The sequence below is a fragment of the Nocardia brasiliensis genome, from assembly GCF_042691675.1.
GTDB classification, from domain to species: domain Bacteria; phylum Actinomycetota; class Actinomycetes; order Mycobacteriales; family Mycobacteriaceae; genus Nocardia; species Nocardia brasiliensis_D.
The window spans coordinates 7028080-7054992 of sequence record NZ_CP170507.1; the positions used below are offsets into that span (position 1 = coordinate 7028080).

Sequence of the window (26913 nt, forward strand, 5' to 3'; positions counted from 1 at the left end):
GCTATTGCAACAGACACGACCGACACGCCGACGCGCCCCTCACGCGACTCGCCCAGCGGCCGTCGATGGTACAAGTCAAAATGGACCGGTGTCTGCTCTCCATGTCTACCGATTCGGCCCTGCTACCGGACCGACCGTGCTCGCCCTGCACGGCGTGACCGGCCACGGCAAACGCTGGGAACACCTGGCGACCAACCATCTCCCCGATGTCCGAGTCATCGCACCTGACCTGCGCGGACACGGGCGGTCGAGCTCGTTGCCGCCGTGGACCTTCGAGTCGGTCGTCGAGGATCTGGTCGAACTGCTCGCCGCGGAGTCCGCGGCACCGGTCACGGTGGTCGGGCACTCGTTCGGCGGCGCGTGTGCGCTTCATCTCGCCAACCGCCACCCGGACCTGGTGCGCAGGCTGGTGCTGATCGATCCGGCCATCGCGGTGGACCCGGAGCGGATCGGCGCCATCGCCGAATCGCTGCTGGCCTCCCCCGACTACGAATCCGTTGCCAGGGCCCGCGAAGACAAACTGGCCTCCGCATGGGGCGACGTGGCGTCGGAGCTGATCGAGGCCGAGCTCACCGAGCACCTGGTGCCCACCGAGCACGGCCGCGTCGGCTGGCGGATGAGCCTGCCCGCCATCACCTCATACTGGGGCCAGCTGGCGCGGCCTTTCGTGCTGCCGCCCGCGAACCTGCCGACAGTGCTGGTGCAGGCGATGAAGGTGCAGCCGCCGTTCGTCACGCCCGCGTTCCGTGCGGCGCTGACGGAACATCTCGGCGACCGGCTCACCGTGCACGACTGGGAATGCGATCACATGGTCCCGCAGGCGCTTCCGGCCGAGACGGCCGCGCTCATCCGATCGGTGCTCTGAGCCCGATGGTTACCTCGGACGCTCAGGTCGAGCGGGTGCGCGCGCTGGTGGCGTCGATCCCGCCCGGCCGGGTGGCGACCTACGGTGACATCGCCGCGGCCGCCGGCCTCTCCACGCCGCGCACGGTCGGCTGGATCATGCGCACCGACGCCGCCGACCTGCCCTGGCATCGGGTGATCGGTGCGGGCGGCAAGCCCGCCGCGCATCTGGCCGACCGGCAGCTGCGCCTGCTCGCCGCCGAGGGGGTGCCGATCCGCGAGGGTCGAGTACACCTGCGGGCGGCGCGTTTTCCGTTTCCTTGACCCGTCGCATCGATAAAGGCAGTCCCGAATCGGTAAACGCGCCCGGAGCGAGCTGTTCGACGGCTACCGTTGAAACATGTCCACCCGCCTGGCGTGTGTCGTGTTCGATGCAGACCGGCCGCGGTTCATCGCGGACTTCTGGGCCGAGCTGCTCGGCTGGGGGGTGACCATCGACCGTCCCGACGAAGTCGATGTGGCCGCGCCCGACCCCGACGGCGTCGATCTCGCCCTCACCTTCCTGCCCGCGGCGCGAGCGAAGAACGGCAAGAACCGCATTCACCTCGACCTGGCCAGCCGCTCGATCGACCATCAACGCGTGCAGGTCGATCGCGCGCTGTCGCTCGGGGCCCGCCGCGTCGACATCGGGCAGGGTGCGGTGCCGTGGGTGGTGCTCGCCGATCCCGAGGGCAACGAATTCTGTGTGCTGGAGCCGCGGGAAGAGTACGTGGACACCGGCGCCGTCGCGGCCATTGTGGTGGACACGCGAGATCCGGTGCGGCTGGCCGAATTCTGGTCGACCGCCTCCGGCTGGCCGGTCGCGCACGGCGGCGAGCAGATCGCCGGGCTGCGGTCGGCGACCGGACTCGGCTCGTGGCTGGAGTTCGTGCGCACGCCCGACGAGAAGTCGGGTCGCAACCTCCTGCATCTGAATGTGGCCTCGTTCGACGACCAGGCGGCCGAGGTGGCCCGGCTGCGCGCCGCCGGTGCCACCCCGATCGATCAGGCCGACGTGAATCCGGGAAAGGCGCTCGGCCTCACCCTGGCCGATCCCGAAACCAATGAGTTCTGCCTGCTCCGACCCGCGCGCGACTGTTCGACGGTGTAATCGTCGGCGCTCGCCTCCCGGCTTCGCGGCGGCGACGAATTAGCATGTCCGCCATGTTGTACCTCGTTCAAGGTTGTGCTGATTGACCGCCGCGGACGCGATCGTGCTCGCGGGCGGGCGAGCCAGCCGCATGGGCGGTGTCGACAAACCCGCGATCGTCATCGGTGGCCGCTCCATGCTCGACGCGGCCTTGGCCGCCGTCGCCTCCTGTGCGCACACGGTCGTGGTCGGACCCCATCGGCCCGAGCTGGCGCCGGAGATAAAGCAAGTACGTGAGGTGCCGCCGGGGTCAGGGCCGGTGGCGGCGATCGGCGCCGGGCTGGGCGCACTCGGCTCGGCCGCGCCGCTCGTCGTGGTGCTCGCGGCCGACCTGCCGTTCCTGTCCGCCTGGTCGGTCACCGAATTGATCAGGCATATCGGTGAATCCGGTGCCGACGCGGTCTTCGCGGCGGACGAGTCGGGACGCCCGCAGTACCTGATCGGGGTGTGGCGGCGCACCGCCTTGGCCGCGGCGCTCGACAATCTGGACTCACTGATCAATCAGCCGATGAAGGCGCTGATCCCCGCCGATTCCGCGATCATCGCGCTGCCCGGTGTCGCCGACTGCGATACCGAGGAGGAGGTGCGCAAGGCGCGCGAGTCGGTCGCCGCCGACCCGGCGCCCGCGCTCGCCCTCGATGAGGCACGGAAGATGCTGCGCGACAACCTCTCCCGGCTCACGTCCTACGACGCTGACCTGCAGTCGGTGCGGGGCGCTGCGCTCGCTGCGCCGTTGACGGCCGTCGGGCCGTTGCCGCGCTTCGATGTCTCCGCGATGGACGGCTACGCGGTAGCGGGCGACGGGCCGTGGCGGTTGCGCCGCGATATCGGATTCGCGGGCGGCCAGCGCCCGGTCGGGCTGTTGCCCGGCGAGGCGGTGCGCATCGCCACCGGCGCGCACGTGCCGGACGGCACCACCAGCGTGGTCCGCGACGAATTCGTCCGGGTGGCGCCGGACGACATCCTGCACCGGCTGCCGGACACTCCCGTCCGGGATGACGTCCGCCGCCGCGGCGAGGACCGCAATCCCGGCGATCTCATTGCGCCGCAGGGCACTCCGGTCACCGCCGCGTTGATTTCCGCGGCGGCGAGCGTGGAGGTGACCGCGGGCTCGGTGCGCGGACCGGTGCGGGCCCGCATCGTCATGACCGGCGACGAGATCCGCAGCGAGGGGCCGCTGCACGCGGGCCAGACCCGCGACTCGATCGGGCCGATCCTGCCGGACCTGCTGTCCTGGTATGGGATTCGCACCACCGACCGGGTGCATCTACGGGACACCCCGAACGGCTTCGATGAAGTACTCACCGCGGCGACCGAGTGCGATCTGCTGGTGATCGTCGGCGCGACCGGCGGCGGCGCGGCCGACCAGTTACGCGCCGCGGTGGCCCGCACCTCCGCACGAATCCTGGTGCGGAGGCTACGGCTACGGCCCGGCGGCTCCACGATTGTCGCCGAACTGGCTACGGGCACTACCGTTCTCGGACTACCCGGTAATCCGTTCGCCGCCGTCGCCACCCTCATGGCGCTGGCACCCGCCGTGGTCGAAGGTCGCACCGGCAGCTCTATTCGCCGCACGCGGCTCGGCCCACTGCACAACGCCGCCGAGATTTCGGGTCCGGTCCCCCGCATCGTCCCCGCGCGCTTCGCCCCGCAGGGCGGCTGGCTCGGCGACCCGCACATCCGCACCGCCCACCTCGGCGGACTGGTCGATCGGGACGGTCTGGTCATCGTCCCCGCGAAGGCCACCGACGGCGCGACGGTCGAGTTCCTGCCGCTGCTGGGCTAGGCAGGAAAATTGGTTGCCCGTCAGGCAACCGCTCGGCAACAATCGCGGCATGGGACGCGGCTTCGAGGATCTGGTGGCGGAGGCCGACGCGGTGTCGGTGGCCGGTTGGGATTTCGGCTGGCTCGACGGGCGGGCCAGCGAGCAGCGGCCGTCCTGGGGATATCAGCGGCTGCTCGGTGAGCGGCTCGGAAAAGTGGCCGCGGCACTGGATATCCAGACCGGTGGCGGCGAGGTGCTGGCCGGTGCGGGGAACTTCCCGCCGCTGATGGTGGCGACCGAGTCGTGGCCGCCGAACATCGCCGAGGCGACGCGATTGCTGCATCCGCTCGGGGTGGTGCTGGTCGCGGATCCGGATGAACCGCCACTACCGTTCGGGGACAATGCCTTCGATTTGGTGGTCAGCAGGCATCCGGTGACCGTCTGGTGGGCGGAGATCGCCAGGGTGCTGCGCCCGTCCGGCACTTATCTGGCTCAACATGTCGGCGATGCAAGCGTTTTCGAACTCGTCGAGTATTTCCTCGGCGCGCAGCCCGAGGAAATACGTAAGCGCCGCAATCCGAATGACGATCGGGCCGCGGCGGAAGCCGCCGGACTCGAAGTCGTCGATCTGCGATACGAACGGTTGCGCGTCGAGTTCGGGGATATCGGCGCGGTCGTGTACTTCCTGCGAAAGGTGCCGTGGATGGTTCCGGACTTCACGGTGGATCGGTACCGCGACCGACTCTCGGCGCTGCACGAGGAGATCGAAGCAAATGGTCCGTTCGTCGCCCACTCGACCCGATTTCTAATCGAAGCGCGCAAGCCTTAACCCGCCACCAACGCTCCTACCAGGGGTTATGTCTCGGATCGCCGGTATGACCCGCATTTTTCACTTTCCCTTCCGGAATTGCTGCGAGCTCGCTATCGTGAGTGATGTTAGGCGAATAACAATCCCCGGAAAGGACCGAGTGGAGATGGCTGAAAAGTCGAAGAAAACGCCTAAGAAAATGCCGAGGCAGATGGATCGGCAGCAACAGCAACAGCGCCAGGATCAGAGCCAGCAAGGCATGAACCGCGGCGGCGGAAATTCAGAAGGCCAGCGCATGCCGAACCAGCGCCAGTCGGATATGAACGACCGGCGCGATGACGAGCAGCGCAGGATGGGCCACAACTAACTGATCTGCACCGCGTGCCGCCGGTTCAGTGCCGAACCGGCGGCACGCGGTTGCGCGCGAGCACGGTCGACTTTCTTCAGGCAGCTCCCGTCCGATACCGTTGACCAGGCACAACATGGTTGCCGCGATGAAGGATGCGCCTGATGGACGACAGCTCGCTGAGCTGGGACGACGGTGCGCTGGTCACCATCGACCAGCGTGGACTGCCGCACGAAGTCCGCGAACTGCGGCTCCGCACGGTCGACGAAGTCATCGACGCCATCCGGACGCTCGCCATTCGTGGCGCGCCGGCCATCGGCATCGCGGGGGCGTTCGGCGTGGTCATCGCGACCGCCGCGCACACCGTCGGCGGCGTGGTCGACGAGGCTCGGGTGCAGGACGAGGCGGATCGCATCGCGGCCGCCCGGCCGACCGCGGTCAACCTGGCGTGGGCGGTGCAGCGGGTGCGTGCCAAGATCCCGCAGGGTGCCGACGCCGTGCTCGCCGAGACCCTCGACATGCTCGCCGAGGACGGCCGGGTCAATCGGGCCGCCGCGACGCACGCCGCCGACCTGGTCCGAGAACTCTGTCCGGACCGGCCGCTGCGCGTGCTCACCCACTGCAACACCGGGCGGCTCGCGACGAGCGCGTTCGGCACCGCGATCGGCGCGCTGCGGGTGCTGGCCGAGCGCGGCGCGATCGAGAACGTCCTGGTCGACGAGACCCGCCCGCTGTTGCAGGGTGCGCGACTCACCACCTGGGAGCTGGCCGAGGCGGGTATCCCGCATCGGCTCACCGTCGATGCCGCGGCGGCCTGGGCCATGGCGACCGGACAGGTCGACTGCGTGCTGGTCGGGGCCGACCGGGTCACCGTGAACGGCGACGTCGCCAACAAGATCGGCACGTATGCGCTCGCCCTGGCGGCCCGGCAGCACGGCATCCCGTTCATCGTGGTCGCGCCGGAATCCACCCGAGACCCGCGGATGGCGACCGGGCGCGACATCGTGGTGGAGGAGCGCGCCGCCGCCGAGGTGACCGGATTCGGCGGCGTCGCAACAGCTCCCGACGGGACCGAGGTGTTCAACCCGGCGTTCGATGTGACGCCCGGTGAGCTGGTGACGGCGGTGGTCACCGAGTTCGGTGTGGTGCATCGCGCGGACCAGAGCACGGGAAACCCGATGGCAACTCGATTCGGCGGTGGTGCGGTCACGCCGCAGGTAGCGGTCAGCGGTGTCGAGGGCGCTGCGAACCCACTGCCCGGCAAGGCAATTGCCGGTATCGCGCGCGAGCTGTATCAGCGCGGCTGGATGCCGGGGACGGCGGGCAATATTTCGGTGCGGACCGGCGACACCGCCGTTATCACCGGAAGCGGTTTGTCCAAAGGTGAACTCACCGAACACGACATGGTGACGGTCCGGGTGACGGATTCGGCGCCGGTCGCGGGCAACGGCCGGAAACCCTCGGCGGAGACCACCATTCACACCGCAGCCTATCGAGCGACCGCGGCACAGGCCGTCGTACACGTCCACCCGCCCTACGCCACCGCGCTGGCGACGCGCTCCGGTATACCGGGCGAGCTGACCACGCTGCGGCTCACCGACTACGAGCTCATCAAGGGCCTCGGCGGCGCCGACCCCACCGCCATCGACATTCCGGTGTTCCCCAACTGGCCCGACGTGCCGCGCATCGGCGCCGACATCGAGCGCTACCTCGCCGAACACCCGGCCGCGCCCCCGGTCCTGTGCATCGCGGGCCACGGGATCACCGCATGGGGGGACAATCTTTCCCAGGCGCGCGATCGCGCCGAATGCCTGGAGGCGCTGTGCGAGCTGGTGGCCCGCACCGGCCGCCGCCAGGCCTTCGGGTCGCGCGAGGAGACTCTCGAGATTGGACTGACATGACCCTGCTCCAGGTGATGGCCGCCGACAACGCGGCCGACGTGCGGGTGCGGACCACCGACGACGAGGTGATCGGCACCGAATTGGCCAAGCACGGCATCACTTTCGGCCGCTGGCCGGTGGTGGACAACGCCGCGGCGATCGGCTCGGATGAGCTGCTCGCGCACTACACCGACAACGTCGCCGAGCTGAACGAGTCCGGGCGCTACAAGCACATCGACGTCGCCCGCATCCACCCGGACGACACCAACCCGGAGTGGCCGAAGATCGCCAAGGGGGCGCGGGAGAAGTTCCTCGCCGAACATCGGCACGCCGAGGACGAGGTCCGCTACTTCGCTGCCGGGCGCGGCTGCTTCTACCTGCACCTGGGGCACGAAGTGCTGGCCGTGGTGTGCGAAGGCGGCGACCTGCTCTCGGTGCCCGCGGGCACCCTGCACTGGTTCGACATGGGCAGCAGGCCCGACTTCATCGCCATCCGCTTCTTCGAGGAAGAAGACGGCTGGGTCGGCGATTTCACCGGCGACCGGATCAGCGAAGGGTTCCCGACCCTGGACGAACTGCTCGCCACCTCATGATCACGGCAGTAGTCGTCGATATCGAGGGCACCACCAGCCCAACCAGTTCGGTGCGCGAAGATCTCTACGGCTATACACGCGAACGTCTTCCGGCGTGGTTGGCCGAAAACCGCACGGACGCCGCCGTTCCCGTCATCGCCGCCACCCGGGAGCAGGCCGACCGGCCCGACGCGGACACCGACGAGATCGCGGCCATCCTGCGGGGCTGGCTCGACTCCGACGTCAAGGCGGAACCGCTCAAAGCGGTCCAGGGGCTGATCTGCGCGGAGGGCTTTCGCAACGGCGCGCTGCACGGCGAGTTCTTCGCCGATGTCCCACCGGCACTGCGTGCTTGGCACGCGGACGGTCTCGCGCTGTACGTGTACTCGTCGGGATCTGTTCGCAATCAACAGGATTGGTTCGCGTTCGCACGTGGTGGCGAATTGGCTTCGCTGATCAGCGGGTACTTCGACTTGTCCACGGCAGGCGGCAAACGCGAACCCGGGTCGTACGAGAAGATCGCGGGCGCGATCGGCGTCCCTGCCGACGGGATCCTGTTCCTGTCCGACCATCCGGACGAGCTCGACGCGGCCGTGGCGGCGGGCTGGCACGCCATCGGGCTCGCCAGGCCCGGTGAGCCCAATCCGCCACGCCCACCGCACCGTTGGGTCGATACGTTCGCCGACATTCACCCCGGGGCCGAGTAAGCAGGCTCAGCGCAACGACTCGACAACCTTCGCTATCCGCCGAGCACGAGTATCCGGACGTTTGGCCCCGGTGACGGCGGTAACGTGTTCGCGCCGCCGGGAGAAGGACAGCGCGTCGAACGTGGCGCGGAGGTCGGCGTTTCGCAGTGCGGCGGCCAAGTCGTCCGGGACCTCGACAGTTCGCTCGGCGTCGTCGCGGGCCACCGTGACCGAGACCTGGTCGCCGGGCCCCTTGCTCAGCTCGGTGCGGATCGACTTCAAGACGCCGAGACATGGCCCGGAACCCATGTCGACGATGGAACCGCGGTACTCGATACCATCGAAACGGGCCTCGACCGGGATGCGGCCACCGCCGCCCAGTGCCGCCACCACCTCGGCGGGCACCGCGACATACGCGCCGCCACCGGCACCGGACTCGATCTTCGCTTCGAATCGCCGCATGGTCCGACCTTAGCCCCACCCTGAACCGCCTGAGCTGCGCCTACCTCGAGTTTCAGGGTGTTCCCCGATACCCGGGCCGTCCGGGTTCGGCCTACGGTGAGCACCGGTCGGTCAACGGTGGAGGAAATGTGCGGCGTCAGCTTTCGGATCGGTCCGCGGCGATAGTTTTCATCGTGCTGGTACTGGCGATCGCGGTGACGACGGCCGGTGTCGCGGGCGGGCTGGTTCTCGCGGTGTCGCCGATGCTGGTCACGGTGCTGCTGCTGGTGCTGACCGGGGAAGGTCGCGCGGGATTGGCTCGAGTCGGACTGTCCCGCAGCGGGATTCGGCAGTGGCCGGTCGCTGTCGGCGGGAGTGTCGCGGTGTCGGCGGTGGCCACGGCGCTCGTGGTGATCCTCGGCTATGCCGCGTTCACCCGGCCGGGCAGCGACTTCTGGATGAATGCGCTGGTGCTCGCGATCAGCGGGCCCATCCTCGCGTTCGCCGAGGAAATCGGTTGGCGCGGTTACCTTCTCCCGCGTCTGAGCTGGCTCGGTGAGCGGCGGGCGATGCTGGTCGTCGGCGTGGTATGGGCGGCTTGGCATCTGCCGTACATCCTGCTCACGCCCTACTATCACGGCGAAGGCAACCGCTGGCTGACGCTGCCGCTGTTCACCGGCAGTGTGCTCGCGTTCTCCTTCTTCCTCGGATATCTGCGGCTCGCGTCGGACAGCGTATGGCCCGCGGTGCTGGCACATTTCGCGCACAACTGGGCCTTCGCGGTGGTGGCCGGGATCGTGACGACCACGCATCCGGTGGTGTTCGGCGAGTACCTGGCGGGTGATACCGGGCTGTTCGTGCTGTTCGGAACGGCGCTACTTGCCTGCCTGCTCGCACGAGTCCATCGCCGTCGCACCCGGGTGGTTGGCCGCATGATCCCGGCTGTCGCCAGCGGATCCTGACGACCAAGACACCCGCCTCGCGGCGGAGGCGGATGTCGGTCTCGGTGTTCAGGCGTTGTCGTATGCGTCCTGGAGGGATTTGATGTCGATCTTGGACATGCTGCGCAGGGCGGTGCCGACGGCGATGGTCTTGGCGGGATTGCCGCCGTCCATCAGCCGCAGCAGCGCGGCGGGCACGACCTGCCAGGACAGGCCGTAGCGGTCGGTCAGCCAGCCGCACGGGCCCGGTTCGCCGCCGTCGGTGAGAGCGTCCCACAGCTGGTCCACCTCGTCCTGGGTGTCGACGACCACCTGCAGCGAGGCCGCGTCGGTGAGCGGGTGGCCGGGACCGCCGTTCATCAGAGTGACCGCTTGGCCGTCGAGATCGATCGAGACGATGAACGCCGCTCCGTCGGAGTTGCGGGCGACGTCGACGATCCGCGAGTTCGGTATCACCGAGGTGTAGAAGGTGGCGGCCTCCTCGGCCTTGTTGTCGAACCAGAAGAAGGTGTTGACGGACATGATGTGCTCCTTGCCGATGGTGTGTGACTTGCTGTCACCCTCTGGTCGGAGCCGCCGTCACCGCTTCGACCTATCTCCCAGAATTTCTCGAAGAATTTTTTGGAACCGGCCTGACCTGGGATTTCAGCGAAGAGGCAGCTGGTCGAGGTACGGGCGAATCGCCTTCTCGGCGTCCTCCGGGTAGTCGAGACCACAGGCCGCGGCGACCTCTCTGGCCAGTTCCCCGAACAGATCGGCCGTCGCCTGCGCCTGCCGCAACGGGTCGCCGATCGCGAAGATCCGCTCGACGCGCTCCCACACCCCCGGCGCCGCCCACTCCCGCATTTTGGTGCCGCCATGCCACACGTCATGACCGGAGCCGTGCCGCGCGAGCGCGTGCCATTCGATCATCGTCAGTAGTAGTTCCTTGGTCTCCCAGTCCCGAGACTTCACCACCCACAGCTCGCCGCGCGCCGAATACCTTGGCAGGTGCGCGATTTCGAACCAGAACTCCGCGCAATGCGCCCGGAACTCCTCTTGATCGGGCAGTTCGGCGACGGGCGCGGACCCGCCCGCAACAGGCAGCCGCGCCGCCATCCCCTCGCGGTCGAACAGCACCTGATACCCACGCTCATGCAACTCGTCCAGACCGTCCTCGACCATCTCCGCCAACCGATCCACCGAAACAACCTGGAAGTCGACCTTCACCCCACCTTCGAAGAACACCAGATGCGCCGGATTGTCATAAGGCCCTTCCAACTCCACATTCACCCACACCGCCCCGAGCTCGTGCACCCACTCGTCGTCCCCCGCATACTTATCCAGCTCCGTGGTGTACAGCTCGATGTCATGGTCCGACAACGCATCCACCGCCCCATCCCCCCGAGCCCGCGACCCCGTCAGCAACACCACCCGAATATCCGCCCGCCCCCGAGCCCACTCCACCACCCGCCCCACCATCGGCTCGTCCCCAGCAATCTCGCTCAGCGATTGATCCATGCCCATGATCGTGCCCGACCGATTCCGAAAAGAACCATGAAGTCCCCGTCAGAGCCTTCTGGGCTGAGCACAAACGGCCCTTGGCGAGGATGGGGCGGTGGGTGGTTTGCCGGGGTTGACCGGATCGATGGGGCTTGTATGGAGAGTGTTCATTCAGTGTTCGTGTTCGGCTTGCGGGGTTGAGGGGGTGGGGGTGCTCGGGGGGTACAGCATCGGTTGGTATGTCGTCTAATCCGCTGAATCCCGCTGGCGATGTTCCGGATACCGGGATTCCGGGGGGTCTTTCCGCCGAGATGACCATGGCTGAGCAGCATGAATGGCATCGCGAGTATGTGCGGCGGCATGCGGTGTCGCGGCGCAATATTTTGCGTGGAGCGGCGGCTGCGGCGGCCGTGGCGGCGGTGGGTACCTCGCCGTTCGGTCGGCGCGCGTATGCCCAGGACGCGCAGCTGGCGGTCGGCGGGCGGCATGTGGGGTTCGGTCCCGATTCGACCAGTCAGCTCCGGTTCGCGGCGCAGTTGTCCAGGCGGCCCGCGGGCACCAAGGTGTTTCTCGATCATGGTCCGACCCCGGCGCTCGGCGCGACGGTGGAGGGCGAGGTGCGCAATCTGCTGACCCAGGTGCCGAGCAGCGATGGCGGCGTGCTCTCGGCCGAACAGTTCTATGTGCACGCCCCGGTGGACGGGCTGCCGGGCCGGGTGCCGCATTTCTATCGCTGGCGTACTGGCGACGGCTTCGTGGGCGACATCCGCGCCGCCGCCCCCGCGATGCCGGCCACCCGGGCGGCGCTCGTGCCGTTCCGCTTCACCATGATGGGCGACCAGGGCACCGACGAAACACCGGCGCTGCCCGCGGGTGTCGCGCCCGGCGACTACGACGACAAGTACTACGCGGCCGACAATGATCCAACCACTCCGCACGCCAGCAACGTGCTGCGCCAAATCGCCGCGGCCCAACCGGATTTCCACATCTTGGCCGGTGATATCGCCTACGCGGATCCGTCCGGCATGGGCAGGCCGAACCAATTCGTCGCGCACGGCGCGAAACTCGCGCACGGCTTCGACAAGTTCAATCCGTACGTGTGGGACGTCTACTTCGGCGCCATCGAGGCGAGCGCCGCCCAGACGCCGTGGATGTTCGCGACCGGCAATCACGACATGGAAGCGACCTACGGAACCCACGGCTACGGCGGGCATCTGGCGCGACTCGACTTTCCCGGCAACGGGCCCGCGGGCTGTCCGTCGGCGTATTCGTTCACCTACGGCAATGTCGCGGTGCTCTCACTGGACGCCAACGACGTCTCCTATGAGATTCGCGCCAACACCGGGTATTCCGGTGGCGCGCAGACGAGTTGGGTGCAACGCACGCTCGCCGACTACCGGGCGAACCCCGATATCGACTTCATCGTCTGCTTTTTCCACCACTGCGCCTATTCGACCACCGAGTCACACGCCAGCGATGGCGGGGTGCGTGACGCGTGGGTCGCGCTGTTCGACCGCTACCAGGTGGATCTGGTGTTGCAGGGGCACAATCACGTCTTCGAACGCACCGACCCGATCCGTGGCAATGCCGCGACGAAGGTCGCGGGCGACAATTCCGTGGTCTACCCGGAAACCGATGGCACCGTGTACTACACGGTCGGCGGCGGCGGTCGGCCCCGCTACGATTTCCAGCCGGGATCGCAGGAGTCCTTCCGCGGCAACGAGTTACCGGACACCTCGGTACCCAACAGCTACGTGTGGGCCGCTGGCGGCAGCAAGCGGGGCGAGGCGGCCCCGTGGTCGCGGGTGCGCTTCCGCAACTATTCATTTCTGCGCGTCGACGTTCGTCCCGGCGTCCTGGCCAGCGAAATGGACGTGACCGCGGTCGACGAGTACGGCCGGGAGTTCGACCGGGTGACCTACCGCAGGCAGGTCCGCGGCTGACTCCGCCGGTTACTTCTTCTTTTTAGGCGGCAGTGACCGCGCGTAGCTGACCCCGCGCTCGACCCACTCCCGCAGCACCGTGTCGTCGTCGGCCGCATCGGCGGTGACGTGCACCCAGCCGACCATGTCCCGGCCGCCCATGACCATGGGCTCCACGAACTCGAATTCGAGCAGCTTGTCGTTCTCCGCCGGGTCGATCCGAACCAGCAGTCCGCCCTGCGCGCTGGCGGCGACCGCCATATTCCCGCCGATCAGAAACGCCAGACCGCCGAACATCTTCCGCTCCGACAATTCCGGGCCCGGCGGGATCAGTATCCGGATGCGGTCGGCCAGTTCCTCGTTATATGCCATAGCGGCATTGTCGACCTCGGCACCGACAATTTCGCTGACAAGAAGCAGCTACGCGTGACCCGGTCACGCGCCGATCGCGTCGGCGAACAGTGGCCAGGACAGGTGCACGTCGTCCTGCCAGTAGGTCCAGGCGTGGGTGCCCGCCGGGCGCAGGTTCGCGGTGACCGGGATGCCCAGTTCGTGCAGGCGATCGACGAACGGCCGGGTGCAACCGCCGATGACCGTCTCCATCACGCCGCCGACCAGCATGCGGTCGAGCAGGCGAGCCGGGTTGCCGTCGATGCCGCGGTCGGCGAGGGTTTCGTGCTCGCCCGGCGAACCGGTGCCCGATGACACGTACAGCGCGATGCCGCGCAGCCGGTGCGCCTGCAGCATGGGGTCGTGCTCGGCCCAGGTCGGGTTCTCCGGCCCGCCCCACATGTTCGCGGAATTCGCGCCGAACACCGCGAGCTGCGACGAGACGTACGCCTGGGCCACCGAATCACTGGTCCGCGGGCACCCACTGTAGGCACCGACGGCCTGATAGAGGCCGGGCGCGCCGATCGCCAAATTCAATGCCGAGGTTGCCGACATGGACAGTCCCGCAATGGCATTGCGCCCGGTCATGCCGAACCGCTCTGCCAGCAGCGGCGGCAGCTCCTTGGTCAGGAAGGTCGTCCACTGATTGCGGCCGAGCGCGGGGTCGTCGCGCAGCCAGTCGGTGTAGTAGCTGGCCCGCCCGCCCATCGGCACGATCACATTGACGTTCTTGTCCGCGAAGAACTCCGCCACATCGGTGCGGCGCGTCCACGGTCCGCCGTCCTCGCCGCCGTCGACCGCGTTGAGCAGGTACAGCGCGGGCGCACCGGCACCGGGATGCGACAGCCAGAGCGTGATCGGCTTGTTCATCGCCGCCGAGTGCACGACGACCTCCAGTTGCCGCCCGTGGAGGGGCCGCACGTCCAGGATGCGGGAATCGGGATCGGCGGCGGCCGGACCGGCCGGGACGATCGCGGCGACCACCGCGAGAACGGGAACCAGGCATCGCATCAGCCGGCGCATGATGTCGAGTATCTATCAGGCTTGCCGAGACCTCCGGCATTCACCGGGCGTGTTCGCCTGCCGAGTGAACGCGCAGGTCGGTAATGGCGTCGTCGGCGACATCGGTCATCTTCAGGTGTTCGGCAATCGACCAGCGAAGGCGCCGGGGCAGGTCGGGCGCCACCTGCGTGAGATACGAGTACAACCATTCCGTGCGCTCGACCAGGAACGGGAAGTCGGTGTTCATCATCTTCCGGATCACCAGCATCGGCAGCGGGGCATCGAGGGGATGGAAGTCCTTGTTCCACAGGCCGGATACGCCGCAACCGGGGTAGAACTGGCCGAGCATCAGCCCCTGCCGCACCACGGCGGTCTTGCGCGCCAGGTGCACGGTATCGATCGTCGCGTAGCGGGTGAGGCCGGGAAAGCTGGTGACACAGGTCAACATTCGGGCGTCCTGCCCCGCCTCGGCCCGCAGTGCGCGGTAGACCTCGAAGGCATCGTCCACCGCCGCGGTCATGGCTTCGACGGTCACCTCGTCGCCACCCGGCACGACGGCCGCCCACAGACTGTGCCGCGCCATCGTATGGCGGACAAAGGGACACACCGGCCCGTCTCGACCCAACTCCGGATGCGGCTGGACCAGATGGTCGCCGAGGTAGCGAATCAGGACGGCGGCATCGGGGTTCCGCCGCGCCCACTCCCCTGGATCGTCATAGACATTGCGCCACGCCAATCCGGTGCGCGCACCGATCTGCGTGCGCGCGTCCGAGCCGGTCACGGCGCGCTCCGCGCCGCGACGGGTACGGCGACGCGCTCGAGATGACGGGCCAGGATCGGGCCGATCACCTCGACCACGGCCGCGTTGGTGAGCTGGGCGTGGGTCGCCTCGACCGGGTGCTCGATGAGGTCGCCGGTGACGAACGGGCGCCAGATGTCGGCGCCGAACAGTTCGGTCGGACCACGGGTGGCCGAAAAGTAGAGCAGGTCACCGTCGAAGACGCCGGGGCGGTAGCCGTGCGAGAGGGCGACACCGTCCACGTAGCCACGGTGCAGTCGCTCGAGCTGCGTCTCGGACAGGCCGGTGCCGAATGACGCACCGGCGCGGGCCAATTCGGCCGCGGCCTCGGCGGCGGTCAGCTCGGGCGCGGCGTCGGCATCCTCCGGTTCGTCACCGAGCAAGTGCGTCAACAGGTCTCGCATCCTCGGCACCGGCGGCGGGTCCGCGCCGTCGGGAAAGACGACGCTGTCCAGCATGGCCAGCGCGGCGACCGAGGCGCCGCGGGCGCGCAGCCGCACGGCGATGGCATGCGCGATCTGGCCGCCCAGCGACCAGCCGAGCAGGTGATACGGGCCCTCCGGCTGAACGTGGAGCATCGCATCGACGTAGCTGTCGGCGAGCTCATCGATGGTGCTGATGGCGCGGACGGGACCGGTCAGCGTGGGTGCTTGGAGCCCGTACACCGGGCGGTCGGTGACGTAGCGGGCCAGCCCGGCGTAGCACCAGGCGAGCGGGACGGCGGAGTGCACGCAGAACAGGGGCGGCCGAGTTCCCTTGCCGCGCAAAGTGAGTAGCACACCGAGGGCGTCGTCACTCGCGGCATCGACACCGTCGTAGCCGGTGATGCGATCGGCGAGTGCCTCGACCGTCGGCGTGGTGTAGAGCCAGCGCACCGTCACCGGGACCTCGGTCGCGGCCGCCAGCTCGGCCGAAACCGTTACGCCCAGCAGGGAATTCCCGCCGATCTCGAAGAAGTCGTCGTCCAGGCCGACCCGGGGCTGCCCGGTCGCCCGGCCCATGTGCTCGGCGACCAGCCGCTGTGTCGTTGTCTCCGGAGCGCGGTAGGGGCGCGGCGCCGCCACCGGTGTCGGCAAGGCGGCGCGGTCGACTTTGCCGTTGCCCGACACCGGCAGTCGGTCGAGTTCGATCAGCGCCGACGGGACCAGCGCCGCGGGCAGCGTGTCGCGCAGTCTGCGCACTGTCGCGGCGGAGTCGAACGGAACCCCCTCGGCCGCAACCACATAGCCGACCAGTCGCGCTTCCGGCCGCCCGGCATCGGCGACGGTCACCACCGCGTGCGCGATCTCCGGTCCCGCGAGCAGCGCCGCCTCGATCTCGGCCGGTTCGATCCGCCGCCCGCGCACCTCGACCTGGCCGTCCACCCGGCCGAGGAACTCGAACGCGCCATCGGGGCCCGCGCTGACCAGATCGCCGGTGCGATAGAGCCGTTGCCCGATGCCGAACGGGTCGGCGACGAACCGTACCGCGGTGCCTGCCGGGTTGCGCAGATACCCGTCGGCGACACCGATGCCACCCAGGTACAGCTCGCCCCTGGCACCCGGCGGCACCCGCGTGAGCCGCGAATCGAACACCACCGCGAGCACTCCCGGCAGCGCCGCGCCGATGGTCACCGGTTCGCCGGGCGTCATGGGCCCGGTTTGCGTTGCCATGACGGTGGTTTCGGTCGGCCCGTATCCGTTGAACAGCCGGACGTGTGGCGCCCACTCGCGGACCAGTTCCGCCGGACACGCCTCGCCGCCGACCACGACGGCTCGCAGTCCGGGCAGGTTGGTCGGCGACAACGTGGCGAGAACCGCTGGCGTCGTGAGGAAGTGAGTGCCGCCGCTGTCCGCGATCAGCCGCGCCAGCGCCCCGCCCGCGATCACCGACGGCGGTTCCACGGCCAGTCGGGCACCGGCCGCGAAGCAGGCGAGGAGTTCGAGCAAGTGCGCGTCGAACGAGGGCGCGTGCGCGTGCAGGACGACCGAATCCCGGCCGACACCATAGTGTTCGGTGATGTAGTCGGTCAGCGACCCGAGTCCGCGATGGGTGACCAGCACGCCTTTCGGCGTCCCGGTGGTGCCCGAGGTGTAGATGAGGTACGCCGGGTGGTCCGGCCGCAGTGACCGCGGCCGTTCGGCATCGGCGATCGGCGTGCCCGCCAGGCGCTCGGTCTCCGCTATCGCCCGCGGATCGTCGAGTACCAGCCAGTGCGTGCCACATCCACCCACGCTCTCGTCGGGGTCGCCGTCCTGCCGTGCCGCGTACCCGGTGTCACACGGCAGGCCGTCCCGCACAGCGGTCACGGTAATCCCCTGGCGCGCTCCGGAATCCGCGATGACGGTGGCGATCCGGTCGGCGGGGTCGGCGGGGTCGACCGGCACGAAACAGGCGCCGGACTTCGCTACCGCCCATAGCGCGAGCACCGACTCCAGCGATCGCGGGATGGCGACCGCGACGAATTCGCCGGGCCTGGCACCGCCCGCCATGAGTTGGCGGGCCCATTTGGACGATGTGTCGTCCAGCTCGCGGTAGGTCATCGTGCGGGCACCGTCCTGTACCGCGACGGCGTCCGGCACGAGGCCGGCGCGCAGCAGGTCGGGCAATACCCGGACCGGACCTGCCGGATCCGCTGCCACCGGGGCGGGCGGTGCGATATCCAAAGCCGGTATCGGGCAATCGGATTCGGCGGCAAGGAAGTGGGCGAAGTAGTCGAGGAACACGCGATGCTGCCAGGCGACCAGGTCGTAGCGGTAGCGGGCCGGATTGGCGTGGAAGTCGATGCTGATCGAGCGCTCGTCCGGACCGGCCTGATAGCCGTTGACCAGCAGGTCCTCGACCGGGCCCAGAGAGAGCAGGCGCACCTGTCCGGTCAGCGACCCGAGTCCGAACGGCTCGGTGAACCCGAGCACGTTGACCACGGGTCCGAACCCGCCGCGCACCACGTGGTGCTGCCCGCGATCGCGCTGCATGTCCTCGTACCGGTAGCGCTGATGGCGCAGCGCGCCGATCACCGTCGACCGCACCTGGGCGATCACCCCGCCGACCGTGCCGGTATCGAGACCGGTCAGCCGCAGCGGCACCACATTCGACATGGAGCCCGCCGAGCGGCGCAGCGCCGCGGTGGGACGTGCGGTCACCGGCATGGTGAGCGTGACCTCGGCGCTACCCGTCATCCGAGCCAGGTAGCAGGCGAAGGCGGTGATGGCCAGTTCCGGGAAGGTGGCGCCGTGCCGGGCGCGCGCGGCGGCGAGCAGTTCCGCCGTCGCGGCGTCCATCGTCGCGGTCACCCGGTGTGGGCGCGGCTCCGGTGCGGCGGGCCGCCCGGCCAGGCCTATCGGTTCGCCGAGCGTGGCGAGTTGGTCGCGCCAATAGTCCCGGTCGGCCGAGGCGCGGGCCGAATCCTGGTATTTGCGTTCCTCTTCCAGCAGCTCCGGCACCGTCAGCGGGCGAACCTCCTTCGGCGGCGCGGCATTCACCACGGGCACCGAATCAGGCCTTGCCACCGTGTCGTGCGCACCGACCTCGGTCATGATGCGGGTCGAACCCGCTGTCGCACCGCATGTTTCGCTATCGCCGAGCTGGCTTGCCGAGCGCCACAACACCCGCGTGGTCGCCCGCCGATGACCGCTGCCCGATTCGGGAACAACTCGCTCGGCTGTACCGCCACCGGCCGAGGGCCCCGATCCGTTCCCGCCGGAGGGAGGACTGTCGGTAGCACTCAACCCGCGCCCCGCAAGGACTTCCGAGCGGTAGAGTTCGCCCGTGCGCCGCAGCACCGCCGCCGCGCCCACTCCGTCGAGGACGATGTGGTGGCTGCGCAGGTACAGCAGGTGATGATTAGGCGCCACCTGGAACACCGTCGCGACCGTGAGGTCGTCGGTGAGCGGGTCCAGCGGCGAACTGTAGTCCCGCTCCATCTGCTGCTGCGCCGCGGCGATCGGGTCAGCATGGGCGGTCAGATCCGCGAGCCGGATCGGCAGCTCCGACTCGGTGTCGACGTACTGGCGCGGGTAGCCGTCGACGACGCGGAAGCGCAGGTGTGGCGATTGGAGTTCGCGGGCCGCGCGGCGGGCGCACCGCAACATCAAGCCGACATCGAGGGGGCCGGACAGATCCAGATACATCGCCACCGTGATCGGCACCGCCGGCTGCAATTGCTGCGCCACCCACCAGCGCAGCTGCGCCGTGGATAGTGGGTACATCGACTGTGCCGTGGCGTCCGTGCGTTCGAGGGACGTGGCCTCGCGTGGCACGGCGTCGTCGGCTCCGGTCAACACGCCTCCCTCGGATTCGGCAAGCCACCGCTGAATCTTTTCTCGGGCAAACTTACGGCATCCATGCCCGAACGCGGCGTTATTCCAGCGCAATCGGCGCGTGCGAGGGCACTGTCAGCGCAGATAACCGGGATCAACCCTGTCGGACACGCCTCGCTCCGACGCAGAATCCGCACCGGGCATACCCCGCGCTACGCCGGTCGAAGCGCCTCGGCCCCGACCTCAGGACGCGGTCCGCACCCAGTCCCGCGCGGCGGCCCGATAGCGGTCGGCGATGAGCCGGACCACGGCGGGATGGACGCCGATGGGTTCGGCGACACCGTCGGCTCCGGCTTCGTGCAGCCGCTGCTGGAACAGGCCGTACGCCAGCAGGTAGGACGCGATGAATACCCGCTCGGAGCCAGAGTCACGGAGTGCGGCAACGACTTCCGGTACGCGTGGCGCGCCGGTGGCGATGTGACCGAGGCGAACCGGGGTGTCGAGGCGTTCGGCGAGCATGGCGGCGGCACGGCGGACGTCTTGGCGGGCACGGGAATCGGAGGACCCGGCCGCGGCGAAGACGACCGCGTCACCGGGACGCCAGCCCGCGGCGCGCAGGCGCATGGTCATGATCCTGGCCAGTGCCGGGTCCGGACCCATCGCCGGAGTGACCGCCACCGCGGGATGGCCGCTCTCGGCCACTTCGCGGGGGACGTCCTGGTACACGTGGTAGCCGGAGGCGAGGAAGGCCGGAACGACCACGGCGGGAACGGATTCCCCCGCCGCATCGCGCAGATCGCGCAGCACCTCGGCGGGCGATGGACCGAGCACGTCGACGAACGCGGTCCGAACGGCAGGCATAGGCGGTATGAGGGGAGACTCGGCGTCGCGCCCCGAAACCGCGACGCCGAGCTCCCTGGACACCGCCTCGGCCAGCGCGGCGATCATCTGGACGCCCCGGGTGCTTCTGGTGCCATGCGCCACCAGCACCAGAGCAGGGGCGCTCATCGGGTCCCCATGGTCTGCACGTATCGCGTCGGAGCGCCGACGCCGGGCGCCTGCGGCCCGGACAACTCTGGCCGCGGGTTGTTGTCGATGCACTCGGACGCGTCGAGCGCCAGCCGGTAGCCGCGCTTGACCACCGTCTGGATCGCCTTCGGTGCGCCCAGCCCGGCGCGCAGCCGGGCTATCGCGGTCTCCACGGCATGGGTGTCGTCACCGCCGCCGGGCAGGGCGGCGAGCAGGTTCTCCCGGGACACGACCCGTCCGGGCTGCCGGGCCAGCGACCGCATCAACGCCATCGGCGCGGGTGCCAGCTGGCGCACCTCACCGTCGACCACCACGCAGCCACCGCGCACGCTGAGTGTGTGCCCGGCGGCGTAGATCCGATTGGCCCGCCGCGGCAATTCCTCGGCCACGTGCCTGGCCAGTGCGCCGAGCCTGGCACGTCCCGGCATGGAGGTCGCCACGCCGAGCTCTTCCAGCGGCGCGGCGGTGATCGGGCCGACACAGGCGGCGAGCACTCGGCCGCGCAGCGCGTGCAGCACGCCTTCGAGCAGCCCGGTTTCCTTGGCGCGCATCAACATCGACGCCACCGCGGGTGCGCTGGTGAACGTCACGCAATCCAGGTTGGCGGTGACGATGGCCTCGATCAGCTGGTCCATCGGACCCTGATCCTCCGGCGGCATCCACCGGTACACCGGCACCGGCACCACATCCGCACCGGCGCAACGCAATACCTCACAGAAGTCGGGTACCGGCTCCCACTCGGTGGTCGCGCCGTGCAGCTGCACCGCGATCCGGACCCCTTCGACGCCCTCGGCGAGCAGGTGGTCGAGTACCTCGGCCGACGATTCCGAGGCGGGCGACCATTCCTCCCGCAATTCGGCGGCACGGATGGCGCCCTTGGCTTTCGGGCCGCGGGCCAGCATCCGGGTGGCAGCGAGCGTCGCGCGCAGTTCCTCGGCGATCCCCCAGCCCTCGGCCGCCTCCATCCAGCCGCGGAAACCGATGCCGGTGGTGGCCACCGTGAGTTGCGGCGGTTCGACGATGAGCTGACGGGTCACCCGTTCCAGTTCGGTGTCGTCGGCCAGCGGAATGATGCGGATGGCGGGCGCGGACACGATATCGGCACCGCGCCGGACGAGCAGGGTGGCGAACTCGTCGGCTCGTCTGGCCGCCGTGATGCCGATGGTGAAACCGGCAAGACAGCCGCCAGTGTCGATGGTGGTCATGCGTTCATCCGTCCGAGGAGGCGAGCCCGCCGGGTACCGGCTCGTTGGAGATCGAAACGATGCCGTCGGCTACGCGGACCGCGTACACCGGCAACAGCGCCGATTCGTCGTCCAGGCAGCGCCCGTCGATCAGGGAGAACGCCTGCTTCAGCAGCGGAGACGCGACGACGGGGACGCCGCCGCGGTCGCCGACGATGCCACGCGACATCACCGCCGCACGGCCGATCGGGTCTATATTGCCGACGGCGTAGAGCGTGCCGTCGCTCAGCAGGAACAAGGCGGCCTGGCGGCCACCTTTCAGCAACACCGCAACGCCGCGGCCGGGGATCAGGTAGTCGAGCCGGCACGCCTGTGTCCAGCCGGTAGCGGTAGCTGCGGCAATACCGGGGGTATCGATCACGGTCATCGGTGTCATCCTCCAAACGCCTTACCCATTGGTACAGGCGTCCTGTTTCTATGCGGTTAAGCCGTCATTTCCCGTGCGTGGCGACCGGGATATCCGGCATACCCAGCAACACCGGCACCTTGCGTTCCCCGGTTTCGTCGAACGAAATGGTCGGATCGGCCTCTTCGGGGGCATTCACGAAGGAAACGAAGCGCGACAGCTTCTCCTCGTCTTCCAGCACCGCGGCCCACTCGTCGCGGTAACCGGCGACATGCTGGGCCATCGTCGCCTCCAGCTCGTCGGCGATGCCGAGGCTGTCCTCGCAGATGACCTGCTTGAGGTAGTCGATCCCGCCTTCGAGTGATTCCTGCCACGGCGCGGTGCGCTGCAACCGGTCGGCGGTGCGGATGTAGAACATCAGGTACCGGTCGATGTACTTGATCAGCGTCTCGTCGTCGAGGTCGCCGGCGAGCAGCACCGCGTGCTTCGGGGTGAGGCCGCCGTTGCCGCCGACGTACAGGTTCCAGCCGTGCTCGGTGGCGATCACGCCGACGTCCTTGCCGCGTGCCTCGGCGCATTCCCGGGCGCAGCCGGACACGGCCAGCTTCAGCTTGTGCGGGGAACGCAGTCCGCGGTAACGCTTTTCCAGCAGCACCGCCATGCCGACCGAGTCCTGCTGGCCGTAGCGGCACCAGGTGGAGCCGACGCAGCTCTTCACCGTGCGCAGCGACTTGCCGTACGCGTGCCCGGATTCCATGCCGACGTCGACCAGCCGCTGCCAGATCTGCGGCAGCTGTTCGACGCGGGCGCCGAACAGGTCGATCCGCTGACCGCCGGTGACCTTCACGTACAGGCCGAAGTCCTTCGCGATCTGACCGATGGTGATCAGCTGATCGGCGGTGACCTCACCGCCCGGCATCCGCGGCACCACCGAGTAGGTGCCGTTCTTCTGCAGGTTGGCCAGGAAGTGGTCGTTGGTGTCCTGCAGCGCGGCCTGTTCGCCGTCGAGGATGTGCTCGCTGGAGGTGGAGGCCAGGATGGAGGCGACCGTCGGCTTGCAGATATCGCAGCCGGTGCCCTTGCCGTGCTTGGCGATCAGGCCGGAGAAGGTGCGGATACCGGTGACCTGGACGATCTGGAACAGCTCGGCGCGCGACTGGCTGAAGTGCTCGCACAGTGCCTTGGACATCTCCACGCCGGACTGCTCGAGCAGCTTCTTGAGCATGGGAACGCAACCGCCGCAGGAGGTTCCGGCGGTGGTGCAGCTCTTGATGCCCGCGATATCGCACGCGCCGTCGGCGATGGCGCCGCAGATCGCGCCCTTGGACACGTTGTTGCAGGAGCAGATCTGCGCGTCGTCGGGTAGTGCGTCGGCACCCAATTCCGCACCGGCGGGCGAGATCAGCGCGGCGGGCTCGGCGGGCAGCGGACGCCCGACCAGCGGGCGCAGCGCGGCGTAGGCGGTCGCGTCGCCGACCAGGATGCCGCCGAGCAGGATTTTCGCGTCATCGGAGACAACGAGTTTCGCGTAGGTGCCCTTGGCGGCGTCGTGCAGCACCACCGACAGCGCGCCCTCGGTAGTGCCGTGCGCGTCGCCGAAGCTGGCCACATCGACACCGAGCAGCTTGAGTTTGGTCGACATGTCCGCGCCGGGGAATTCACCCGCGCCGCCGAGCAGCCGGTCCGCCACGATCTCGGCGGTGGTGTAGCCGGGCGCGACGAGGCCGTAGCAAGTGCCCTCGACCGCGGCGCATTCGCCGATGGCCCAGATGTTCGGATCGGAGGTCTGCAGCCCCAGATCGGTGATGATGCCGCCGCGCGGGCCGACCTCCAGGCCGCTGTCCCGGGCAATCTGGTCGCGCGGGCGGACACCCGCCGAGAACACGACCAGCGACGCTTCGATCACCGAGTCGTCGGACAGCTTGACCCGCACCCCACTGTCGGCTTCCTCGATCGAGGCGGTGCCGACGCCGGTGTGCACGAACAGGCCGAGGTCGGTGACCAGTCGCTCCAGGATCGCACCGCCGCCCTCGTCCACCTGGGCGGGCATCAACCGCTGGTTGTACTCGACCACATGCGGCGTGAGACCGAGCTGCCGGAGCGCGTTCGCGGCCTCCAGGCCGAGCAGGCCGCCGCCGACCACGACGCCGACGGCACCCGGCCCAGCGGCCTCGGCGGCAGCCCTGATGCCGTCCAGATCGTCGATGGTGCGGTAGACGAAGCACTCCGGTCGGTCGTGGCCGGGTACCGGGGGAACGAACGGATAGGAGCCGGTGGCCAGCACCAGTGCGTCGTAGGCGATGGTGTCGCCCGCCGACGTGGTGACCTTGCGGGCGTCCCGGTCGATCGTCTCGGCGCGTTGCCCGAGCCGCAGTTCGACCAGCGCGTCACCGGCGTACTCGTTGCCGGGCAGCGCCAACGCGGCAGCGTCCCAGGTCCCCACATAGGACGACAGGCCGACGCGGTCGTAGGCGGGCAGCCGTTCCTCGCTGAGCACGACCACCTGCCACTGGCCTGCCTCGTCCCGCGAGCGCAGCGCTTCCACGAACCGATGCCCGACCATGCCGTGGCCGACGACGACCGCGGTCTTGCGCAGGGCTGGTTCGACTGAACGATTCGTCGACGTGCTCAAGAGGGGCCTCCAAAGATCCGGTTGGCCCCACGGTAGGTAACGGGTATTGCCGCAATGCTGCGCGAAATGACCGGCGTATCAACGGTTGCTCACGGGTGCCCAGGCAACCAGGTGAGCTCCGAGGTTCTCGCGACAACGAGTCGGCCTCGATACGCGCCAGAGGCGGGCGAGCGCGGTCAGCTCCAGGTGTCTTCCAGCATGCGCGGTTTGCACGCCTGCCAGGCGCCGGTGAGCAGCACCAGCACCGCGACGCCGAGCAGCACGAACGGCGCGAGCCAGCCGTCGGTCACCGAGTGCAGCACGCCGAACAGCAGCGGCCCGACACAGGCCACCGCGTAACCGACGCCCTGGGTGAAGCCGGACAGGGCGGCCGAGCCACCCGGCGTGCTGGTGCGCAGGTTGATCAGGGTCAGCGCCATCGGGAAGGTGCTCGGCCCGAGACCGAGCAGCACCACCCAGAGGATGGGCACGCTCATCGGTGCGACCAGCAGCCCGACGAAGGCGGCGACGAAGAAGAACGCGCAGCCGACCACCACGGGGAACGGATTACGGAATCGCGTGACCACCGTCGGCGCGCTGAGCGCCGCGAACAGGCCGACGACCGCGAACAGACCCAGCATCGAACCGCCGAACGCGGCGCTTGCTCCGGCGTCGCTGAGGATCTTGGGCAGCCAGGTGAACATCGCGTAGGTGATCAACGACGTCATGCCGAACATGCCCGCCATGCCCCAGGCGACCGGCGAACGCCAGACGCGTCCGGTGCGCGGTGCGTCGGTGGGCAGCGCCGTGGTGTCGTCGCGATCGCGGCCGCGCCGGTCGCGCAGCACGCCGATCCACGGCACCGCGGCCGCGAAGCCGAGGACCGCCCACAGCCCGAGCGAGATCCGCCAGCCGTGCGCGTCGGCGACCGGGACCGCGATGAAGGCGGGCACCACGGTGCCGAGCTGGACCATCATGATGTACAGCGAGCTGACCACCGCCAGTCGATCCGCGAAATATCGCTTCACCAGCGGCGGGATGACAACGTTGCCGATGCCCATACCGGCCAGCGCGAGTGCGGAGAAGACAAGGAGTTCGGCGGTGCCGGACAGCAGCACCCGGACCAGTTGGCCGACGCCCGCCATCAGCATGGCGATCAGGGCGGTGCGTTCCAGCCCGAAGCGGCGCACGAGCAGTGGGGTGAGCAGACCGGACAAGGCGAACATCGCGGTCGGGATCATGCCGAAGACGCCGACAACGGCGGTTCCGTAGCCCACGTCGGCACCGATGCGTTCGGCGAGCGGACTGAACGCGGTGACCGCGACGCGTAGCGTCAGCGCCGACATCACGATGGCCGCCAGGACGAGCAGACGACCCTCCGTCAGCGCACGTCGGCGCTGCTCGACCAGTGTTGATTCCTGTCCGGTCTGAGTTTTCTGGAGGGTTGCAGTCACTGCGGAATCATAGGATGACCGGATGATAGGAGGCAACGATTTGTGATGAGCGGTACTCTAGGTCGGTGCAACCAGTCCGGCGCACCAGCCTCATCGCCCAGGTCACCGAGCAGCTGCGTGCCGAAATTCGTTCCAGCCGTTGGCCCATCGGGTCCCGCATCCCTACCGAACCGGAGCTGACCGAGCTCACCGGGACGGGTCGAAACACCGTGCGCGAGGCCGTCCAGGCCCTCGTGCACGCGGGGATGCTGGAGCGACGCCAAGGCTCGGGAACCTACGTGATCGCCTCCTCCGACCTCGGCGGCACCCTCGGCAAATACTTTGCCGATGCCGAAGAGCGTGACGTCCTGGAACTGCGCTTGGCGCTGGATACCACGGCCGCCGCGCTGGCCGCGCGCCGCCGCGACGACGCCGACATCGCGAATCTGCTGCAGCTGCTCGCCGAGCGGGACAAGGCGTGGAACGACGACAGTCCGGCCGCGATCGAGTCCGACGTCGAGCTGCACCGCGCGATCGTGGTCGCCAGCCACAACGCGGTCTATCTCGAGTTCTACGATTCGCTGCTGCCGATCATCGAACAGGTGATCCGGGCGCGGACGCTGAAGTCCGACGACTCCTATCCCGAGGAACACGCCGAATTGGTGCACGCCGTGATCGACGGCGACCCCGAGCGGGCCGCCTCGGCGGCGAGCTGCTTCCTCAACTCGCTCATCGCCGAATACCCCGACGTGCGATAACAGCGTTATTCCGGTCGAAACGGCGCCAGGTAACCCATTTTTCACTGGCCGCCCGTTCCGCATGTGAGTCGGAATTGCCTGGAACGTCACGCGTAGCCACGGTGCCGCAACAACCGGCCCCTACGTTGTGAAACGACCGTAGCTAGGCAACTCGACTCCGCCGGCGGCCTCGTGCCGCGATGAGGGCC

At 68.7% G+C, this 26913-nt stretch carries 24 protein-coding genes; 12 read left to right on the forward strand and 12 right to left on the reverse strand.

Translation table 11 applies throughout. From position 1 onward, the window contains the following. Positions 1–88 precede the first annotated feature (88 nt). From ACFK0J_RS32255 to mtnC, 9 genes are all read left to right on the forward strand, one after another. Entirely contained in the window at positions 89–865 is a 777-nt protein-coding gene (locus tag ACFK0J_RS32255; RefSeq protein WP_378733490.1) for an alpha/beta fold hydrolase, read from the forward strand. Positions 866–870: 5 nt separating this feature from the next. Beyond that, complete coding sequence (locus tag ACFK0J_RS32260) at positions 871–1167, forward strand: MGMT family protein (protein ID WP_378733491.1); 297 nt, start codon at positions 871–873, stop codon at positions 1165–1167. A 76-nt stretch (positions 1168–1243) separates the two neighbouring features. Continuing rightward, the gene (locus tag ACFK0J_RS32265; RefSeq protein ID WP_378733492.1) at positions 1244–1993 is read left to right on the forward strand and encodes a VOC family protein; all 750 of its coding nucleotides are present in this window, start codon (positions 1244–1246) and stop codon (positions 1991–1993) included. An 82-nt stretch (positions 1994–2075) separates the two neighbouring features. Then, positions 2076–3818 (forward strand): NTP transferase domain-containing protein, encoded by a 1743-nt coding sequence (locus tag ACFK0J_RS32270; protein WP_378733493.1) that lies wholly within the window; start codon positions 2076–2078, stop codon positions 3816–3818. Between the two features lie 49 nt (positions 3819–3867). Next, entirely contained in the window at positions 3868–4626 is a 759-nt protein-coding gene (locus ACFK0J_RS32275; RefSeq protein ID WP_378743190.1) for a class I SAM-dependent methyltransferase, read from the forward strand. A 145-nt stretch (positions 4627–4771) separates the two neighbouring features. After that, positions 4772–4972 (forward strand): hypothetical protein, encoded by a 201-nt coding sequence (locus tag ACFK0J_RS32280; protein ID WP_378733494.1) that lies wholly within the window; start codon positions 4772–4774, stop codon positions 4970–4972. A gap of 143 nt (positions 4973–5115) precedes the next feature. After that, entirely contained in the window at positions 5116–6852 is a 1737-nt protein-coding gene (gene mtnA / locus ACFK0J_RS32285; protein ID WP_378733495.1) for an S-methyl-5-thioribose-1-phosphate isomerase, read from the forward strand. Further along, complete coding sequence (locus ACFK0J_RS32290) at positions 6849–7424, forward strand: acireductone dioxygenase (RefSeq protein ID WP_378733496.1); 576 nt, start codon at positions 6849–6851, stop codon at positions 7422–7424. Before mtnA ends, ACFK0J_RS32290 begins: the two co-directional genes overlap by 4 nt. Continuing rightward, positions 7421–8110: an acireductone synthase gene (mtnC, locus tag ACFK0J_RS32295; RefSeq protein ID WP_378733497.1), complete on the forward strand. Its 690-nt coding sequence runs from the start codon at positions 7421–7423 to the stop codon at positions 8108–8110. Before ACFK0J_RS32290 ends, mtnC begins: the two co-directional genes overlap by 4 nt. A 6-nt stretch (positions 8111–8116) precedes the next feature. Here mtnC and ACFK0J_RS32300 read toward each other — a convergent pair whose 3' ends face one another. After that, positions 8117–8551 carry a YdeI/OmpD-associated family protein gene (locus ACFK0J_RS32300; protein WP_378733498.1) on the reverse strand — a complete coding sequence of 145 codons (435 nt, stop codon included), beginning with the start codon at positions 8549–8551 and terminating at the stop codon, positions 8117–8119. Between the two features lie 128 nt (positions 8552–8679). Here ACFK0J_RS32300 and ACFK0J_RS32305 point away from each other — a divergent pair, with 128 nt between their 5' ends. After that, entirely contained in the window at positions 8680–9492 is an 813-nt protein-coding gene (locus tag ACFK0J_RS32305) for a type II CAAX prenyl endopeptidase Rce1 family protein (RefSeq protein WP_378733499.1), read from the forward strand. Positions 9493–9540: 48 nt separating this feature from the next. Here ACFK0J_RS32305 and ACFK0J_RS32310 read toward each other — a convergent pair whose 3' ends face one another. Both ACFK0J_RS32310 and ACFK0J_RS32315 read right to left on the reverse strand, forming a co-directional pair. After that, the gene (locus tag ACFK0J_RS32310; RefSeq protein WP_378733500.1) at positions 9541–9993 is read right to left on the reverse strand and encodes a VOC family protein; all 453 of its coding nucleotides are present in this window, start codon (positions 9991–9993) and stop codon (positions 9541–9543) included. Between the two features lie 123 nt (positions 9994–10116). Beyond that, complete coding sequence (locus tag ACFK0J_RS32315) at positions 10117–10971, reverse strand: aminoglycoside 6-adenylyltransferase (protein ID WP_378733501.1); 855 nt, start codon at positions 10969–10971, stop codon at positions 10117–10119. Positions 10972–11192: 221 nt separating this feature from the next. On the opposite strand from ACFK0J_RS32315, the gene ACFK0J_RS32320 reads away from it, so the two are divergent. Next, positions 11193–12896 carry a metallophosphoesterase gene (locus tag ACFK0J_RS32320; protein WP_378733503.1) on the forward strand — a complete coding sequence of 568 codons (1704 nt, stop codon included), beginning with the start codon at positions 11193–11195 and terminating at the stop codon, positions 12894–12896. A gap of 9 nt (positions 12897–12905) precedes the next feature. Here the strand turns inward: ACFK0J_RS32320 and ACFK0J_RS32325 are convergent, their stop codons facing one another. The 9 genes from ACFK0J_RS32325 to ACFK0J_RS32365 form a co-directional block, all read right to left on the reverse strand. Next, complete coding sequence (locus ACFK0J_RS32325; protein WP_378733504.1) at positions 12906–13247, reverse strand: TfoX/Sxy family protein; 342 nt, start codon at positions 13245–13247, stop codon at positions 12906–12908. A 63-nt stretch (positions 13248–13310) separates the two neighbouring features. Beyond that, positions 13311–14288, reverse strand: coding sequence for an alpha/beta hydrolase (locus ACFK0J_RS32330; protein WP_378733505.1), 978 nt, complete (start codon positions 14286–14288; stop codon positions 13311–13313). A gap of 40 nt (positions 14289–14328) precedes the next feature. Next, positions 14329–15048, reverse strand: coding sequence for a DUF6875 domain-containing protein (locus tag ACFK0J_RS32335; RefSeq protein WP_378733506.1), 720 nt, complete (start codon positions 15046–15048; stop codon positions 14329–14331). Next, a complete protein-coding gene (locus tag ACFK0J_RS32340) occupies positions 15045–19328 on the reverse strand; it encodes an amino acid adenylation domain-containing protein (protein WP_378733507.1) in 4284 nt (1427 codons plus the stop codon). Before ACFK0J_RS32340 ends, ACFK0J_RS32335 begins: the two co-directional genes overlap by 4 nt. A 219-nt stretch (positions 19329–19547) precedes the next feature. Next, positions 19548–20312, reverse strand: coding sequence for a sirohydrochlorin chelatase (locus tag ACFK0J_RS32345; protein ID WP_378733508.1), 765 nt, complete (start codon positions 20310–20312; stop codon positions 19548–19550). Next, positions 20309–21538 carry a uroporphyrinogen-III synthase gene (locus ACFK0J_RS32350; RefSeq protein WP_378733509.1) on the reverse strand — a complete coding sequence of 410 codons (1230 nt, stop codon included), beginning with the start codon at positions 21536–21538 and terminating at the stop codon, positions 20309–20311. Before ACFK0J_RS32350 ends, ACFK0J_RS32345 begins: the two co-directional genes overlap by 4 nt. A 4-nt stretch (positions 21539–21542) precedes the next feature. Beyond that, the gene (gene nirD, locus ACFK0J_RS32355; protein ID WP_378733510.1) at positions 21543–21944 is read right to left on the reverse strand and encodes a nitrite reductase small subunit NirD; all 402 of its coding nucleotides are present in this window, start codon (positions 21942–21944) and stop codon (positions 21543–21545) included. A 64-nt stretch (positions 21945–22008) separates the two neighbouring features. Continuing rightward, a complete protein-coding gene (gene nirB, locus ACFK0J_RS32360; RefSeq protein WP_378743192.1) occupies positions 22009–24519 on the reverse strand; it encodes a nitrite reductase large subunit NirB in 2511 nt (836 codons plus the stop codon). 212 nt (positions 24520–24731) lie between these two features. Continuing rightward, on the reverse strand, positions 24732–25988 hold the full coding sequence (locus tag ACFK0J_RS32365) for an MFS transporter (protein ID WP_378733512.1): 1257 nt from the start codon (positions 25986–25988) through the stop codon (positions 24732–24734). A 65-nt stretch (positions 25989–26053) separates the two neighbouring features. Between ACFK0J_RS32365 and ACFK0J_RS32370 the strand changes: the two genes are divergently transcribed. Then, complete coding sequence (locus ACFK0J_RS32370; protein ID WP_218471225.1) at positions 26054–26725, forward strand: FadR/GntR family transcriptional regulator; 672 nt, start codon at positions 26054–26056, stop codon at positions 26723–26725. Positions 26726–26913 lie beyond the last annotated feature (188 nt).

Excerpts from the sequence above, each read along its gene's own strand:
- ACFK0J_RS32260 (WP_378733491.1), top strand. The coding sequence starts at position 871 with ATGGTTACCTCGGACGCTCAGGTCGAGCGGGTGCGCGCGCTGGTGGCG.
- ACFK0J_RS32265 (WP_378733492.1), top strand. The coding sequence starts at position 1,244 with ATGTCCACCCGCCTGGCGTGTGTCGTGTTCGATGCAGACCGGCCGCGG.
- ACFK0J_RS32275 (WP_378743190.1), top strand. The coding sequence starts at position 3,868 with ATGGGACGCGGCTTCGAGGATCTGGTGGCGGAGGCCGACGCGGTGTCG.
- ACFK0J_RS32280 (WP_378733494.1), top strand. The coding sequence starts at position 4,772 with ATGGCTGAAAAGTCGAAGAAAACGCCTAAGAAAATGCCGAGGCAGATG.
- mtnA (WP_378733495.1), top strand. The coding sequence starts at position 5,116 with ATGGACGACAGCTCGCTGAGCTGGGACGACGGTGCGCTGGTCACCATC.
- ACFK0J_RS32290 (WP_378733496.1), top strand. The coding sequence starts at position 6,849 with ATGACCCTGCTCCAGGTGATGGCCGCCGACAACGCGGCCGACGTGCGG.
- mtnC (WP_378733497.1), top strand. The coding sequence starts at position 7,421 with ATGATCACGGCAGTAGTCGTCGATATCGAGGGCACCACCAGCCCAACC.
- ACFK0J_RS32300 (WP_378733498.1), bottom strand. The coding sequence starts at position 8,551 with ATGCGGCGATTCGAAGCGAAGATCGAGTCCGGTGCCGGTGGCGGCGCG.
- ACFK0J_RS32310 (WP_378733500.1), bottom strand. The coding sequence starts at position 9,993 with ATGTCCGTCAACACCTTCTTCTGGTTCGACAACAAGGCCGAGGAGGCC.
- ACFK0J_RS32315 (WP_378733501.1), bottom strand. The coding sequence starts at position 10,971 with ATGGATCAATCGCTGAGCGAGATTGCTGGGGACGAGCCGATGGTGGGG.
- ACFK0J_RS32320 (WP_378733503.1), top strand. The coding sequence starts at position 11,193 with ATGTCGTCTAATCCGCTGAATCCCGCTGGCGATGTTCCGGATACCGGG.
- ACFK0J_RS32325 (WP_378733504.1), bottom strand. The coding sequence starts at position 13,247 with ATGGCATATAACGAGGAACTGGCCGACCGCATCCGGATACTGATCCCG.
- ACFK0J_RS32330 (WP_378733505.1), bottom strand. The coding sequence starts at position 14,288 with ATGCGCCGGCTGATGCGATGCCTGGTTCCCGTTCTCGCGGTGGTCGCC.
- ACFK0J_RS32345 (WP_378733508.1), bottom strand. The coding sequence starts at position 20,312 with ATGAGCGCCCCTGCTCTGGTGCTGGTGGCGCATGGCACCAGAAGCACC.
- ACFK0J_RS32350 (WP_378733509.1), bottom strand. The coding sequence starts at position 21,538 with ATGACCACCATCGACACTGGCGGCTGTCTTGCCGGTTTCACCATCGGC.
- nirD (WP_378733510.1), bottom strand. The coding sequence starts at position 21,944 with ATGACCGTGATCGATACCCCCGGTATTGCCGCAGCTACCGCTACCGGC.